Genomic DNA, 14876 nt, shown 5'->3' with positions numbered 1-14876 from the left:
CGCGCCTCGTCGGGCCCCCGAACGACGACGCGCGGACAACTCGAGAGGTGCGGGCCTACTTGGTGCCGAGGTCCACGATGTGCTTCGCGGTCGCCTTGGACGTGCCGACACCTGCGACGACGACGTGCTGGCCCTTGGTCACCTTGCTGATCGACGACGCCGCGGGCTTGGCGCCCTTCGTGCCGGACCGGGCGACGACCTTGGTGTCCTTGGTGACGGTGAACGTCTCGCTGTACTTGTCACCGGCCTGGACGCTGATCGAGGACGCGGACACCGACGTCACCGTCCCGCGGATGAGGTCCCGGGTGACGTAGCCCTTCTTCGTCTTGACCGTGATCTTGGCGTGCGCGGCGCGGCGCAGCGGCGAGTGCTTGCCCTTGCCCTTGTGGTCCTTGCCGTTCGCGCCCGCCTTGGCGTGCGTCGAGGACGTGCTCGTGCCGCTCGGCGACGGGGTGCCGGCCGTGGTGTCCGAGCCGGTGGTGGCGAGCGCAGCGGTGCCGGCGCCGAGAATGGCGGCCGCGGTGACGCCGCTGACCAGGATCTTGCGGTACATGGATTCTCCTGTCCGAAACGTGCTGTGGTGCGCGGCGCGGTGCGCCGACGTGATCCACTCTGCGCCCGGCAGGTACGCACGAGGCCAAGGGAATGTTCGGGTCCGGTAAGGGCTCCCGGCGGCAGCTCGCGGCGGCTCCGCCGGTAACCGGTTCCGGCCGGCCACCATAATGACGGGCGTCATGGACGTCCACCCCGCATGAACGACCTCGCCGAGAAGGCACTCGAGGGCGTCACCGTCGTGCGCCGCCGGGTGCACGACCACCCCGTGTGGGCGCTGGGCCCCACCGGCTTCGTGGTCGGCGTCCTGGTCGTCGTGTCCGGCGGGCGGGCGACGGCGGCCCGCCCCGACCGCCCGCTCACCTCCTGGGCCGGGTTGCAGGACGTCCGCAGTTCCGCGATCGGGTCCGCCGCCGGGTCGATCATGCTGGCCGGCGTCCTGACCCTCGCGGTGCTCTGGGTCGCGACCCTGTGGCTGGTCGTGACGCGCGGGCTCCCGCTGTCTCGGGTATGGGTGCTTGCTGCCGCCTGGGCCATCCCGTTCGTGCTCGGTCCGCCGCTGATGGACACCAGCGTCTACACCTACGTGGCCTACGGGCGCCTGCTCCGGGCGGGGCGCAACCCCTATCGCGACGGGCCGACCGCCCTCGGCGACTCCCCGATCGTCTCGGCGATCGACCCGGCCCGGCGCGGCACGGCCAGCTCGTCCGGCCCGGTCGGCGCCCTGCTGCAGCACCTGGCCGCGTCGGTCGGCAACGGCGGACTGCTCGCCACGGTGCTCGTGTGGCGTGTCGTGTCCGTCGCTGCCGCGTTGTGGATCGCGCGCTCGGTGGCCGAGCTCGCGGCCCGCGCGGAGCTCGCGGGGCAGCCCGCACCCTCGGATGCGGCGGCCGTGGCGGCCTGCGCGATGAATCCGCTGGTGCTGCTCTACGTCGTGTCCTCACCCCACCTGGACGCGGTGATGGTCGCGCTCGTCCTCGCCGCGGCGGTGGCCGCCGGCCAACGTCGGTGGTGGCGCGCGCTGATCCTGGCCACGCTCGCGGGCGGCATCTGCCCGGTCGGCCTGGTCGCGGTGCCGCTGATCGCCGCGACGCACTGGTTCGGCCGTCGCCGGACGCGACTCTGGCCGGTGATCACCCGTGACTCGGTGATCGTCGCGGTCGTGCTCGTCCTCCCCTTCCTGGCCGTCGACCGGGGGTGGGGGTGGCTGCGCAACGTCCGCAGCGAGTTCTCCAGTGAGCGGACGCCGTACTCGCTGGCCGGCGCGGTCGAGAACGGGCTCGCGCTGGTCGTGCGCATCGCGCCGGACGACGACCTCGCGGCCGGTGGCCGGCTCACCGCAGCGTTGGCGGCCGCCTGCGTGCTCGCCTACCTGTTGGCGACGCTCCGGCAGCGTCCGCTGACCCTGAGCATCGGGTACGCGCTGCTCTGGTTCGGGCTGCTCGCGCCGATCCTGCAGCCCTGGTACCTGCTCTGGGGAACGCTGGCGCTGCTGCCGTTCGCGACCGGTCAGTCGCGCATCGTCCTGGTGGGGTTGTCCGTGGCGGGATGCGTCCTGGCCCCGCAGGGCTTCGTCGACGGGCCCGCCGACATCGTCACCGGAGCGTGCCTGGCGGTCGTGGTGCTGGCCACCGGCGTCGCGCTCTGGCTCGAGCGCCCCGAGCCGGCAGCGGGTCAGCGACCGTTGGAGATCCCGCGCACCGCCGGCCGAACGTCGGCCAGGTAGACCGCGGCGACGACCGCCGACACGAGCGAGAAGACGGACAGCACGCTGGCCGGGCCGTTCGGCATGCCGAGCAGGGTGCCCAGGGCGCCGCTGATCAACAGGATGGTCGCCCAGGCCGGCTTGGTCAGCTTGTCGACGGCCGGGAACGCCGCGGCCTTCCGGGTCAGGCAGTCGAGCAGCGCCCAGGCCCGCAGCGCGACCAGACCCCAGAACAGGACGCGGTCCGTCCAGAGGTAGAGCTGATCGACGATGTCCACATCCGCAGGATACGCATCGAGACTGTGCCCCATCGGCGTCACGGCCGCGGACGCAGGACGGCCCCGGCACCCTCGGGCGGAGGGCGACGGGGCCGTCGAGCGGTGTCGGGGTTGATCAGGCCTTCGGGGTGCGCTTGGCCGTCGTGGTCGCGGCGGAGGTCGAGCTCGTCTTACGGGCCGTCGTCTTACGGGCCGTCGTCGGCGACGCGGTCTTGCGCGCGGCCGGGCGGGTGCCGGCCTGCTTGGCAGCCGGCTTCGGAGCCGGCTTGCGGGCCGGCGCGGCCTGCTTGACGCCGATGCCCGTCACGGACTGGACGGGCTTGACGATGCGGTCGTTGACCTGCTCGACGACGACGTCCGTCACGGCCGTCGCGGAGTCGAGCACGCGGGCCACCCGCTTGTCGCTGCGCAGGTTGGTGAGCACGAGCTCGGCGCGGTCGGTCACCGACGCGCCGTACTCCTTGACCTGGGTCAGGTAGGGCTCGACCGCGGTCCGGATCGCGTCGAGGTTGATCGTCTTCTCGGCGGTGGCGCGCAGGTCGTTGACCGTGTCGCCCGCCTTGTCGGCGAAGGATGACGCGTAGTCGTTGGCGGTGCCGGCCACCCCGCCCAGCTGGGCCTGGGCGCTGGCGAGCGACTGCTTGCCCTGCGCGACGGCGCTGTCGGCGTACGTACGGATGTCACTGGCGATGGACATGACTCACTCCTCGTGAGGGTCGAGACTTCGGCCCCGGTCGGGGCCCGGGGAACTACTCGGTGGGTGCTTCGTCGCGGGCCGTGGCCGTTGCTGCCGCGTGGCCGGCCTCGGCCTGCAGTTGTTCGTTCTCGCGGCGGAAGGAGTCGTAGATGTCGAGCAGTACCTGCTTCTGCCGCTCGTTGATCTCGGTGTCGGCCAGGATGGCGCCGACGATCTCCTGGTTGCCCTCGCGGAACTCGAGGAAGCCCGCGTGCACGTACAGCTGCTCGGCCGAGATCCGTAGCCCCTTGGCGATCTGTTGCAGGATCTCGGCGCTCGGCTTGCGCATGCCGCGCTCGATCTGCGACAGGTAGGGATTGGACACCCCGGCCAGCCGGGCGAGCTGCCGCAACGACACCTGCGCCTGCTGGCGCTGGTCGCGGATGAACTCGCCGATGGCCGCGCTGCTGCGCTTGGCCTGTTCCTTGGGCTTCTCGGCGATCACCCGTCCAGTTTCGCGGACGAGTGCTAGCTGTTGCAAGCGCTCAGCTAGCGATGTGCGTCACGCCGTCGCGGCGTGTTCCGGCGGTCAGAGCCCGACGGTCACCGGGTCGTCGTCGACGGCGACGGGCGAGCCGTCGACCTCGAGCGGCGCGTCGGTGGCGAGCGAGCGCTTCACGACGGCGAGCGCCACCGGCCCGAGCTCGTGGTGGTGCAGCGCCGTGCCGATGAATCCGACGGTCCGGCCGGCGGACTCGACCGGCGTGCCCGGCTCCGGCAGCTCGTCGGACTCGCCGGCCAGGTGCACCAGCACCAGTCGGCGCGGCGGGCGGCCGAGGTTGTGCACGCGGGCGACGGTCTCCTGGCCCCGGTAGCAGCCCTTGTCGAGGTGCACGGCGCGGTTGATCCACCCGACCTCGTGCGGGATGGTCCGGTGATCGGTCTCGTACTTCAGGCGCGGGCGGCGGGCCTCGACCCGCAACGCCTCGAAGGCCCACAGTCCGATGGGCTCCGCCCCCGCGCCGGCCAGGGCGGCCACCGTGTCGGTGACCTGCCCGGCCGGGACGAGCAGGTCGGCGGCGTCGTCGGTGGGCCAGCTCATCCGGCGCACGAAACCGCCGGCGGGCAGCGACACGGCCCGGCCCGGACGGTCGGGGACGGGGTAACCGGCGGCAGCGAGGACCGTCGCGGTCTGCGGGCCGACGACCGAGACCACGCCCCAGTCGGCGGACACGTCCAGCGGTTCGACCCGCTTCATGAAGATCATTTTCTGCAGGTAGCCGATAACCTCGGGGCCCTCGCCGGCCTCGGTGTCGATCCACACGGTGCCGCCGAGCTCGGTGGCCTGCCAGTGCTGCTCGACGTGCCCGTGCGGCGACAGCACCAGCGACTCGACGGCGTCGCCGTCGGCCAGCGCCGCGAAGTGCTGCGAGGTGATGGAGTGCAGCCAGCCCAACCGGTCCACCCCGGAGACGGTGACGACGTCGCGGTCGCGCTGCACCACGCCCGCGCCGCGGACGGCACGCCGTTGCTCGGCGAGCGGGTCGCCGTAGTGCCAGGGCACACCGGCGTCGCGGCCGGTGCCGAGGACTGCGCGTTCCAGGTTCGAGGTCATCACCGGTTTCATCGTCCTACGGGCGGGGTTTGTTCCCCGTCGGCCGCCGCCACGCAGTCAGCGCACGAACCGAAGACCGTGAAGTGCGAGCGGTCCAGGACGAACCCGCGCTCGGTGTGCAGGCGGGTCGCCAGCGCGTCGACGAGGTCGGGCGGCGCGTCCACGACCGCGCCGCACTGGTGGCAGACGACGTGCACGTGATCGTCCTCGGCCGGCCGGTAGCTCGCGGCGCCGTGGCCGAGGTGGGCGTGCTTGACGAAGCCGAGATCCTCGAGCACCTCGAGGTTGCGGTAGACGGTCGTGACGTCGACACCGGGAACGGACTCGCTGATCTGCTCCGGCGTGGCGTGGCCGAGCTCGCGGACGGCCGCGAGCACCTGGCCGCGCTGGGGCGTGTTGCGCAACCCGCGCTCGCGCAGGCGGGCCGCCAACTCGTCCTGCCCCGCGGAAGCGTGCCCGTGCGCGTGCCCGTGCCCGTCCATGCCGACCATCGTAGAAGCCGGAGCCCGCGTCGGTAGCCTGTGCGCGTGCCCGATCCGAGCTCCGCCGTCCTGGCCGTCCTGGGTGCTGGGCTCGTCGACCCGGCGTCGCCGGTGGCGCGCGCGGACGACGCCGGTCTCACCCGAGGCGACGGCTGCTTCGAGGGCTGCCGGATCGTCATGGACGCCGACGGACGCGCGACGGTGGCCAAGCTCGACGCGCACCTCGCCCGGATGACGCGCTCGGCCGCGGCGCTGGACATCGGCTTCGACGCCGAGGCGTGGCGCGACCTCGTCGCTGTAGCGGTCGCCGAGTGGACCCGTACCGGTGGCGGCGAGGCGGCGATGAAGCTGCTGCTCAGCCGCGGCCCGGCGAGCACCGGTGAGCCCACCGGGCTGGCGTGGATCGTCCCCGTGACCGCCGAGACCGTTGCCCTGCGCCAGAACGGGTTGAAGGTCATCACCCTCACGCGCGGCCTGGGCTCCGACGCGTTCGCGCAGAGCCCGTGGCTGCTCGGCGGCGTCAAGACGCTGTCGTACGCGATCAACATGGCCGCGCAGCGCGAGGCCGAGCGGCTCGGCGCCGACGACGTGATCTTCGTCAGCGCCGACGGCATCGTTCTGGAGGCGCCCACCGGGACGGTGGTCTGGTCGCACGGCCGCACGCTGCACACCACGCCCACCGGCGACACCGGGATCCTGCCCGGAACCACCCAGCAGCTCATGTTCGAACACGCGGGCGCCGCGGGATGGCAGGTGCGCGAGACGACGGCGACCGTCGACGAGCTGCACGCAGCCGACGTCGTCTGGGTGATCAGCAGCGTGCGCGGGCCCGTCGACGTGGTCGAACTGGACGGCAAGTCCCGCGAGCGTCGGCCCGACATCGACGCCGAGATCCGCCGGCTCTCCGGCTTCTGACAAACCTCGTTGCCGACCCGCTCGATCGCGTCGTACCGTGGTCGTACACGAGAGAGGGGGTGGTCCGAAGTTGAATACTTTCAGGACACGTGAGGTGGCTTCCAGCTAACCGCCGCAGGGCACCGGACAGTGCGGGCTCTGGGAATCACAGCCCCTGCCGTGAACGCGGCGGTGAGCAATTCCCTGGTAGCTACCCGGCCCCCGAGTCGTCAGCCCGTCCAGCCGACCCTCGTCATCCACCACGGATGGCGAGGAAGTGACTCGGGGGTTGTTTTACGTCCGGGCCCGTTGGGTCCGGGTCCGACCCGGATCCGTCAGACGAGGCTGACCAGCCGGTAGATCGGCTTCGAGTACCAGGTGACCATGCCCTGCTCCTCGAGAAAGGCCATGATCTTCTCCCCCATCCAGCGCCGGGTGTCGGCGTAGTGCGGGTTGTTGCGCGCGGCCTTGAGGCCGGCCTTGGGGTTGATGCCCACCGCGCGGTAGACCTGCGGACTGATCAGCGACGCGGTCACACCGCCGGCCACCGCCGCGGCGACGAGATTGTTGAAGACCTTGGCGGGCATGCCCATCGTGGCCATCTGCCGCTGCACCTCCTCGCGCGCGAAGCGCACGTGTCGCGCCTCCTCGACCACGTGGATGCGATTGACCATCCGCACGAGCGGGTTGACGTCTTCGTCGTTCATCGTCTCGCGTTGCAGCCGGTCGGTGATCTCCTCGGCGACCAGGACGGGCGCGAACAGCGCCGTCCCGTTCGCGGTCGCCTTATAGAGCTTCGCGACCCGCCGGATCCACCGCGCCGGGCGGTAGGTCGGGGCGCCGAGGGTCTGGATGGCCTTGGCGAACATGAGCACGTGCCGCGTCTCGTCGCCGATCTCGGTGAGCGCGTACTGGGTGCGCGAGTCCTGCGGGTCCTGGTCGTAGGCCCAGCGGGCGAGCATCTCGATGAGGATGATCTCGAACCACAGCCCGGTCGAGGCCACGCTCGCCAGCTCGTGCCGTGACAGCTCGATGCGCTGGGCGTCAGTGAGCCCGTCCCACAACTCGGTGCCGTACAGCGAGACGCGCTCGAAGGGCATGAAGCGCTTGTCGGCGTCGACGGGTGCGTCCCAGTCGATGTCGAGCTCGGGGCTGTAGGAGTTGCGCGAGGACGAGCCGAGCAACCGGGTCGCGGTCTTGCGCACCCCGTCGATCGGGGTGACGGGCTGTTGCACTGCGGTCATGGCCTGCTCCTGACGCTGTGTGTGTGACTAGGTGTACCCCTTACTTTTGTCGATGACAAGGTGTCGCACTAAAACTGACCCGCCGTACCTCGCCTACGCTGCGCCGGTGGGGACGCAAACCCCGGCGGATGCTGGGACGACACCGGCCGTCGACGGTCGGTCGACACGCTGGGACGAGCACCGCCGCGCACGGCGTCACACCATCGTGACCGCCGCCGTGACCGCGATCGAGCGGTACGGGCCCGATGCGCTCACCGCCCAGATCGCCGAGCTCGCGGGGCTGCCACGCACGCACGTCTACCGGCACTTCGACGACAAGCAGGCCCTGGACCTGGCCGTCTCCTCGCACATCGGCGCGCAGATCGGCGAGCGAATCCGGGTCGCGCTGGCCGGGCGCGGTTCGGTGCGGGCCATCGTCAGCGCCTCGATCGACGAGCACCTGAGCTGGATCGAGGCCCATCCGAACCTCTACCGCTTCCTGGCCCAGCACGCCTACGCGGTCCGGCTGAGCGGGTCGTCGGACGCGGTCGACGCGAAGGCCGCGTTCGCCGCCGAGCTGACCGGCCTCATCCGGCGCTATCTGGCTGTTCTGGGTGCAGACACGAGCCCCGCCGAGCGGATCATCGTCGGGCTGGTCGGGCTGGTCGACGCCACCGCGGCGTGGTGGCTGGAGACCGGGGAGCCGCCGCGCGCGGTACTGACCGCGGAGCTGACCGACCGGGTCTGGGTCATCCTGGACCGCAGTGCGCGCGAGCTCGGGCTCGACCTGGACCTGGACCAGCCGCTCCCGCGCCTGGCCCCCTGACTCCTGCGTCGGTCAGGTGCGGGACAGGCGGGCGTTGAGGTGCGGCACGAACGCGTGGCCACCCGGGGCCAGCTCGGTCGCGTACAGCAGGTCGTTCCCGCGCACCGCGTAGAAGCGGCGCTCGCCGTCGACGGGCACCGACGTCGGCGTCCCCACCACGGACGTGGATTCGAGCTGCCACTCCTGGTCGCCGGCCGCCCCGGTGAGCACGAGGGTCTGGCCGGTGTTGGACGCCAGCACGACCTCGACGTCGTCCGGGCCCGTGCCCAGTCGCCAGAAACCGCTCTCGCGCCAGGCCAGCCGGATCAGGCCGCCGGCGTCGTCGACCAGCCAGGACCGCGACGAGTAGGCGAGGAACGGCCGGCCGTCGTGCACGAACTCGACGCGCTGGGCGTAGCGGAACTCGCGGTCTTCGTCTGGGACGGCGCCGGTGCCGGTGCCACGCCAGGTGCCGACCAGCGGCAGCACGGCGAGCAACGCGTCGTGGACCGGGACACCGGTACGCAGGTCGTCGGTGTCGGCGACCGCCACCGCGTCGGCGCCGTCGGTGCCGTCGGGACCGTCGGGCACGGTCAGCGCTGCCCGATCAGCGTGACCAGCACCCACCCGCACCCGGCGACAATGGCCAGGAAGGCGAGGACGAGGACGGCGAAGTAGGCGGTCTCCACGCTGCCGACCTTAAGCGATGAATGCCCCCTCCGGCCGGTAGGACGCGGCAGGAGGGGGCATTCACGCGGGACGTTCAGGACAGCGTCAGCGGTACCTCGACCAGGCCGGGCTCGGTCGCGGCGACCGCCCGGCGGACCTTGCCGTCGCGGTGCAGCACGGACAACGTCCAGCTGCCCGGTGCGGCGAAGAACCGGAAGTCACCGGTCGCGGACGTCACGACCTCGGCGGTGAACTCGTCGGTGGCGTCGAGCAGGCGGACGTACGCGCCGGGCACGGGCGCGTCGCCCTGGGAGACCACGCCGTAGATCACGGTCTCCTTCGTGATGTCGATGCCTGCGGGGATGGTCGGCGTCTGCGCCGGGGCCCCGCACATCAGGCGGTCTTCTCGATCGGGACGCCGACCAGCGAGCCGTACTCGGTCCACGAACCGTCGTAGTTCTTGACGTTGTCGAAGCCGAGCAGCTCGTGCAGCGCGAACCAGGTGTGGCTGGAGCGCTCACCGATGCGGCAGTAGGCGATGGTGTCGCGGCCCTCGTCGAGGCCCTCGTCGGCGTAGATCTTGCGGATCTCGTCGTCGGACTTGAAGGTGCCGTCCTCGTTGGCCGTCTTGCTCCAGGGCACGTTCAGGGCGGTGGGGATGTGACCGCCGCGCTGGCTCTGCTCCTGCGGCAGGTGGGCCGGGGCAAGCAGCTTGCCGCTGAACTCGTCGGGCGAGCGCACGTCGACGAGGTTCTTCTTGCCGATCGCGGCGACGGTCTCGTCGCGGAAGGCGCGGATGGCGGTGTCCTGGTCCTTGGCGGTGTAGGCCGTGGCGTCACGCGAGACGGTGTCCTGCGACAGCTGGCGACCGTCGAGCTCCCACTTCTTGCGACCGCCGTCGAGCAGCTTGACGTCCTGGTGGCCGTAGAGCTTGAAGTACCAGTAGGCGTAGGCGGCGAACCAGTTGTTGTTGCCGCCGTAGAGCACGACGGTGTCGTCGTTGCCGATGCCCTTGGCCGACAGCAGCTTCTCGAACTGCTCCTTGTCGACGAAGTCGCGGCGGACCTGGTCCTGCAACTCGGTCTTCCAGTCGAGCTTGACCGCGCCGGCGAGGTGGCCGCCGTCGTAGGCCGTGGTGTCCTCGTCGACCTCGACGAAGACCACCCCCGGGGTGTTCAGGTTCTGCTCGGCCCAGTCGGCCGAGACGAGCGCGTCACTGCGGCTCATGGTGGATCCCTTCGGATGGACGTGCGGTGAGGTGAAGAGGGCGGGGGCCGGGACGCTGGCGCGTCGCAGCCACCGGACGTGCGGACGTGTCGGGTGGAACGCGGCCGGGGGCCGGGAAAGTCCGCTCAGGCGTGGCGACACAGGCAGCTGCGCTGCCGGCACAGGTCCACCGTGCGGCGCGAGGTGAGCAGCAGGCTCACCGGCAGGCTCAGGACGAGCGGGCTGCACATGGGCCCCAGACTAGCGGGCCGACGGCGGCGAGAGCCACCCGGGACGCCCACCGCACGGGACGGGCGTCCCATTCACTGGGACCAGAGCTCGTCGACCTGGCGCGGGCGACCGCCCGGGAAGCTGCGGAAGACCGGCGCGTCGGCCGAACCGGTGACCACCAGCCCCTCGGCGGTGGGCCGGAGGTCGTCGATGCGCAGACCCCACGGCAGCTCCGGCAGCGTGACGGGGACGTCCAGCGCCGGCAGCAGCTGGTTGAGGACGATGCCCGGCACCGAGATGCCGGCCACCGAGATGCCGCGAACGCGCAGCCAGAGCGCCCCGCCGTTGCCCACCGTCCAGACGGCCTGGCCGTTGACCCGGGCGAGCTGGCTGAAACCCGGGATGGGCAGTGCGGCCGAGGCCATCAGCCGCTCGCCGACCAGCGTGAGCTCGAGCCCCGGGATGGGCGCGACCCGGGCGAGTTCGCCGAACGGCAGCACGACGTGGCCCGCGACGCGGTCGCAGGTGATCTCCCCGACCCGGTGGCGCAGCAGGTCGCGCGCCGGCAGGTAGACGGTGTGCAGCCGGGCGTCGAGGGTCGCCCCCGTCATCTCGCCGATGCTCAGGCCGCCCCCGGCGACGTGCACCTCGCGGTACCGGCCGCGCAGGGCCTGGGTCACGAACGGGCGCCCGATCACCCGCACGGTGGCCGGGTTCGCGAACGGCTGCGACAGCACCTCCGAGGCCCGCCGCTCGGCCAGCGCCGAGAGGCTGCGGTCGGCGAACACCGCCCCGACGCCGACGAGCAGCAACAGCGCGAGCACGGCCAGCGCGATCAGCACGGCGGCCCTGTCCGATGATCAACAGCGCAGTTCGCCACGTCAGGTGCGGACGGCCAGACAGAGCAGGAACGCTCCCGGCGCGAGCAGACACAGGGGCAGCAGCGCAGCACACACCGGCCGGGTCACCGATGCGGACCGCGTCGTGGCCGCCGGGACGCTGTGCAGCACGAAGGCCGCGCCGACCGCGAGGAAGGCCGCCACGGCGCCGAGTGCCGCGCCGACGAACACGGCCCGCCCGTCGGCGAACTCGGCGTGCGACTTCAGCGCGAGATAACCGACGGCGCCGCCGACCACGGTGGCGGCGAGCAGGGCCAGCATCCCCCGCGGTACCTCGGCGTCGAAGCGCGGTGCGGGGAACACGAGGTCGACGAGGTAGCCGACGACCAGCGCGCCGCCGACGGCCCCCACCACCGCCGTGACCACGATCCCGCCGAGACGTGGGGTCGCGAACTCGTGGCGCAGCTGCAGCAGGGCGGGCAGCGCCACCACGCAGACCACGAGCAGCGCGACGAAGGACAGCGACTCGACCAGCCGGGTACGGGCGGCGCCCCGGGCCAGCTGGTGGACGAACATCGCAGGGACGGCCAGCCCGAGGACGGCGAGCAGCGTGCCGAGCCGGCCGTGCGGCCACACCGACACGACGACGTCGGCACCGGCGGCGCCGAGGGCGGCGAGCACGATTGCGCCCTTGCGGCCCGGCATGCCGGTCGCCAGCACCCACGACAGCGCGAAACCGGCCTGGACGACGCCGGCGGCGACGAGCAGGGCGACGGCGCTGAGGCGCGACGCGGCGGCCAGCCCCCCGGCCGCCACCAGCACCGTGACCAGGGACGCGAGAAGCGAAGCGTCGACCTGCGCCGCGCCGCGTGCCCGGCCACCCGGTGCGGAGGCCGCCGGCGTCTCCGCGTGCAGGTCAGTCACGGCGCTCATCGTCGCAGACGGCCGGCTCGCGGCGCATCGCCGCGAGCACCCAGTCGGCGATCCGCTCGAGCAGGTCGTCGGTGGTCGCGAGTTCCGCGTGGCCCATGCCCGGTTCGACCCAGACGTCGGCCGATGGCGCGGCCGCGGCCAGCTGCTCGACGTGCGACAGCGGGAAGTAGTGGTCGTCCTCACCGTGGACGATCAGCAGCGGACGGGGCTCGATGGCGCCTGCGACCTCGGCCGGCGCCTCGGGCAGGGTGGCCCACGCGTCGGGAGCCACCCGCGTGCGCCGGGCGGCCCGCACCAGCACCCGGCCGGTACGGCTCTCGAAGATCCAGTGGACGATGCGCATCGGCCGCGTGCCGCGCTCCCACCAGGTGCCGGGCGCGCTGACGCTGACGACGGCGTCCGCATCCCCGCCGAGGCCCGCGTACCGCAGCACCGACGTGCCGCCCATCGACCAGCCCAGCACCACGACGCGGCGGTACCCGCACGCCCGTAGCCAGCGCACGGCGGCCGCGATGTCGTGCACCTCCTCGGCCCCGGCGGTCGTGGCGCCGCCGGAACGCCCGTGCCCGCGCAGGTCGGGCGCGAGCACCGCCGCGCCCGCGGCCACCAGCCCGGCGCAGATCCGCTGGACGTCGACGTTGCGCGAGGACCCGGTGAAGCCGTGCGCGACGACGCACCCGAGTTCCCGTGACCCGCCGGGCCAGTGCAGGGCGGCGAGGCGCAGCCCGTCGTCGGTGCGCAGGACGACCGGCTCGTACCGGTCGTCGGTCGTCGCTGCGGCGCGACGACGGGGGACGGGCAGGGGCACGGAGCCATTGTGGCCGTCGCATCGCGGCTGCGATGGGCACCCTTGGCTCGGCGGGCCGCCGCGCTCCGCTACTCTGTAAGCGCTTGAGGGCAACGGAGCCCGCCGGGAACGGCGCTGGACCGCCCGAGATGGCAAACAGCGCCCGACCACGTCCGACCCCCACGATCTCAGTGATCCGGAGGCCCGAGTGGAACTCATCCTGCTCACCGGTGCAGTCCAGCCCACGGCCGAGGTGCTTCCCGCCCTCGGACTCCTGCCCCACCACGTCACGGTGCTGCCCCAGGACGCCGGCGCGCTCGTCGACCGGAGCCTCGGCGACGCCGTGCTGGTCGACGCCCGTCGCGACCTCATGGGCGCGCGGTCGTTCATCCGGCTGCTCACCGCGATGGGCACCGCGGTGCCCGTCGTGGCCGTCCTCACCGAGGGCGGGCTCATCGCCATCTCCGGCGAGTGGGCCGTCGACGACTTCGTCCTGGACACCGCAGGCCCGGCGGAGCTCGACGCACGCCTCCGGCTGGCCGTCGAGAAGCGCGCCGCGGACTCCGACGACGTCGACGGCCGCCTCGAGATCGGCGAGCTGACCATCGACGAGGTGACGTACTCGGCCCGCCTGTCGGGCAGCTCGCTGGACCTGACGTACAAGGAGTTCGAGCTGCTGAAGTTCCTGGCCCAGCACCCGGGCCGGGTGTTCACCCGCTCGCACCTGGTGCAGGAGGTGTGGGGCTACGACTACTTCGGCGGCACCCGGACCGTCGACGTCCACGTCCGCCGGTTGCGGGCCAAGCTGGGCGTCGAGCACGAGGGCATGATCGGCACCGTCCGCAACGTCGGCTACAAGTTCGTCCGCCCGTCCGAGGCCGGCGGCCGTCGCCCGCTCACCAGCGACTCGACGGACTCCGACGACACCGCCACCGACGACGGCGAGACCGCGTCGCTCGAGCGGCAGTTCCACGCCTGAGCCCAGCCACTAGCGTCGGGACGATGACGCCGTCGATCTCCCGCCAGCAGCCCGACCGGCAGACCGTCCTGGCCCTTGCCGCCTCGATCGAGGCGGAGGACGGCGCGCCACCGCTGTCGGACCAGGCCCTGGCCCAGCTCGACCGCGGCAACGTCACGCACCTGCTCGCCCGTGACGGCGCCGCCGTGGTGGGCTACGCCCAGCTGGACGGCGAGTCGCTGGAGATCGCGGCGCGCGCCGACGCGGTGCCCGGGCTGCTCGCCGCGGCCGGCGACGGCCCGCTGCTGGTGTGGTCGCACGGGCGCCGCAGCCGGGTCGTCGGGTCGCTCGAGCAGGCCAGGTTCGTCCGCGAGCGCGAACTGCACCAGTTGCGCCGGCCGCTCGACGCCGACCACCCCGTGCCGGCCGACCCGCCGCTGGCCGACGACATCACGGTCCGCGCGTTCGTCGCCGGCCAGGACGACGCGGCCTGGCTGGCGCTCAACGCGGCCGCCTTCGCCCACCATCCGGAGCAGGGGGGATGGGACGAGCGTGACCTCGAGGCCCGGATGGCCGAGCCCTGGTTCGACCCGGCCGGGTTCCTGCTGGCCGAGCGGGACGGCGAGCTGCTCGGCTTCCACTGGACGAAGGTCCACGACACCGCTCCGTCCGACGGCGCCCAGCCCGACGGCGCCCAGCCCGACGGCGCCCAGCCCGACGGCGCCCAGCCCGACGGCCCGCTGGGCGAGGTGTACGTGCTGGGTGTCTCGCCGCAGGCCCAGGGCCTCGGCCTCGGCCGCGGGCTGCTCGTGCGCGGTCTGCGGCTCCTGGCGGGGCGGGGCTGCCCGGCCGTGCTGCTCTACGTCGACGGGGACAACGACGCGGCGCTGCACCTGTACGCCAAGGACGGCTTCGTAACCTACGACCTCGACGTGCAGTGGCGGCGCGGCTGAGGGCACGCCGTCGTTCATCTCACCGCCACGTGTCCGATTTGTCAGAGTCACCTCAGCTGGTCGCGGCATT

At 72.4% G+C, this 14876-nt stretch carries 18 protein-coding genes; 5 read left to right on the top strand and 13 right to left on the bottom strand.

Annotated elements, in window-relative coordinates; genetic code table 11:
• Nucleotides 1-55 precede the first annotated feature (55 nt).
• Nucleotides 56-553 (bottom strand): hypothetical protein, encoded by a 498-nt coding sequence (locus ACFFCA_RS04265; protein WP_375482142.1) that lies wholly within the window; start codon nucleotides 551-553, stop codon nucleotides 56-58.
• Nucleotides 554-751: 198 nt separating this feature from the next.
• On the opposite strand from ACFFCA_RS04265, the gene mptB reads away from it, so the two are divergent.
• The gene (gene mptB, locus ACFFCA_RS04260) at nucleotides 752-2278 is read left to right on the top strand and encodes a polyprenol phosphomannose-dependent alpha 1,6 mannosyltransferase MptB (RefSeq protein ID WP_375482140.1); all 1527 of its coding nucleotides are present in this window, start codon (nucleotides 752-754) and stop codon (nucleotides 2276-2278) included.
• Here mptB and ACFFCA_RS04255 read toward each other — a convergent pair.
• From ACFFCA_RS04255 to ACFFCA_RS04235, 5 genes are all read right to left on the bottom strand, one after another.
• Nucleotides 2227-2535: a DUF2516 family protein gene (locus ACFFCA_RS04255; protein WP_375482138.1), complete on the bottom strand. Its 309-nt coding sequence runs from the start codon at nucleotides 2533-2535 to the stop codon at nucleotides 2227-2229. The two genes, mptB and ACFFCA_RS04255, sit on opposite strands and share 52 nt — an antisense overlap.
• 115 nt (nucleotides 2536-2650) lie before the next feature.
• Nucleotides 2651-3232, bottom strand: a complete 582-nt coding sequence (locus tag ACFFCA_RS04250) for a hypothetical protein (protein ID WP_375482136.1) — start codon at nucleotides 3230-3232, stop codon at nucleotides 2651-2653.
• A gap of 52 nt (nucleotides 3233-3284) precedes the next feature.
• Nucleotides 3285-3716 carry a helix-turn-helix domain-containing protein gene (locus ACFFCA_RS04245; RefSeq protein ID WP_375482134.1) on the bottom strand — a complete coding sequence of 144 codons (432 nt, stop codon included), beginning with the start codon at nucleotides 3714-3716 and terminating at the stop codon, nucleotides 3285-3287.
• Between the two features lie 84 nt (nucleotides 3717-3800).
• Nucleotides 3801-4826, bottom strand: coding sequence for a YgfZ/GcvT domain-containing protein (locus ACFFCA_RS04240; protein WP_375482132.1), 1026 nt, complete (start codon nucleotides 4824-4826; stop codon nucleotides 3801-3803).
• A gap of 8 nt (nucleotides 4827-4834) precedes the next feature.
• Entirely contained in the window at nucleotides 4835-5308 is a 474-nt protein-coding gene (locus tag ACFFCA_RS04235; protein WP_375482130.1) for a Fur family transcriptional regulator, read from the bottom strand.
• A gap of 45 nt (nucleotides 5309-5353) precedes the next feature.
• Between ACFFCA_RS04235 and ACFFCA_RS04230 the strand changes: the two genes are divergently transcribed.
• Nucleotides 5354-6223, top strand: a complete 870-nt coding sequence (locus ACFFCA_RS04230; protein WP_375482128.1) for an aminotransferase class IV — start codon at nucleotides 5354-5356, stop codon at nucleotides 6221-6223.
• 314 nt (nucleotides 6224-6537) lie between these two features.
• Here the strand turns inward: ACFFCA_RS04230 and ACFFCA_RS04225 are convergent, their stop codons facing one another.
• The gene (locus tag ACFFCA_RS04225) at nucleotides 6538-7446 is read right to left on the bottom strand and encodes a diiron oxygenase (protein ID WP_375482127.1); all 909 of its coding nucleotides are present in this window, start codon (nucleotides 7444-7446) and stop codon (nucleotides 6538-6540) included.
• A 52-nt stretch (nucleotides 7447-7498) separates the two neighbouring features.
• Between ACFFCA_RS04225 and ACFFCA_RS04220 the strand changes: the two genes are divergently transcribed.
• Nucleotides 7499-8251, top strand: a complete 753-nt coding sequence (locus ACFFCA_RS04220; protein WP_375482125.1) for a TetR/AcrR family transcriptional regulator — start codon at nucleotides 7499-7501, stop codon at nucleotides 8249-8251.
• 12 nt (nucleotides 8252-8263) lie between these two features.
• Here the strand turns inward: ACFFCA_RS04220 and ACFFCA_RS04215 are convergent, their stop codons facing one another.
• The 6 genes from ACFFCA_RS04215 to ACFFCA_RS04190 form a co-directional block, all read right to left on the bottom strand.
• Nucleotides 8264-8821: an FABP family protein gene (locus ACFFCA_RS04215; RefSeq protein ID WP_375482123.1), complete on the bottom strand. Its 558-nt coding sequence runs from the start codon at nucleotides 8819-8821 to the stop codon at nucleotides 8264-8266.
• Nucleotides 8822-8993: 172 nt separating this feature from the next.
• Nucleotides 8994-9293, bottom strand: coding sequence for a DUF1416 domain-containing protein (locus ACFFCA_RS04210; RefSeq protein WP_375482121.1), 300 nt, complete (start codon nucleotides 9291-9293; stop codon nucleotides 8994-8996).
• Entirely contained in the window at nucleotides 9293-10126 is an 834-nt protein-coding gene (locus tag ACFFCA_RS04205; protein WP_375482119.1) for a sulfurtransferase, read from the bottom strand. The genes ACFFCA_RS04210 and ACFFCA_RS04205 overlap by 1 nt, the downstream gene beginning before the upstream one ends.
• 302 nt (nucleotides 10127-10428) lie before the next feature.
• Complete coding sequence (locus tag ACFFCA_RS04200; RefSeq protein WP_375482117.1) at nucleotides 10429-11178, bottom strand: DUF2993 domain-containing protein; 750 nt, start codon at nucleotides 11176-11178, stop codon at nucleotides 10429-10431.
• Nucleotides 11179-11217: 39 nt separating this feature from the next.
• The gene (locus ACFFCA_RS04195; RefSeq protein WP_375482116.1) at nucleotides 11218-12099 is read right to left on the bottom strand and encodes a hypothetical protein; all 882 of its coding nucleotides are present in this window, start codon (nucleotides 12097-12099) and stop codon (nucleotides 11218-11220) included.
• Nucleotides 12092-12916, bottom strand: coding sequence for an alpha/beta hydrolase (locus ACFFCA_RS04190; protein ID WP_375482114.1), 825 nt, complete (start codon nucleotides 12914-12916; stop codon nucleotides 12092-12094). The genes ACFFCA_RS04195 and ACFFCA_RS04190 overlap by 8 nt, the downstream gene beginning before the upstream one ends.
• A 187-nt stretch (nucleotides 12917-13103) precedes the next feature.
• Here ACFFCA_RS04190 and ACFFCA_RS04185 point away from each other — a divergent pair, with 187 nt between their 5' ends.
• Complete coding sequence (locus ACFFCA_RS04185; protein WP_375482112.1) at nucleotides 13104-13874, top strand: DNA-binding response regulator; 771 nt, start codon at nucleotides 13104-13106, stop codon at nucleotides 13872-13874.
• A 23-nt stretch (nucleotides 13875-13897) separates the two neighbouring features.
• Nucleotides 13898-14806: a mycothiol synthase gene (mshD, locus tag ACFFCA_RS04180; RefSeq protein ID WP_375482110.1), complete on the top strand. Its 909-nt coding sequence runs from the start codon at nucleotides 13898-13900 to the stop codon at nucleotides 14804-14806.
• The last annotated feature ends 70 nt before the right edge of the window (nucleotides 14807-14876 follow it).

The organism is uncultured Jatrophihabitans sp. (assembly GCF_964252635.1).
GTDB lineage: Bacteria > Actinomycetota > Actinomycetes > Mycobacteriales > Jatrophihabitantaceae > Jatrophihabitans.
The sequence above is the reverse complement of the archived record's forward strand: the minus strand, read 5'-3'. Positions and strand labels throughout refer to the sequence as shown.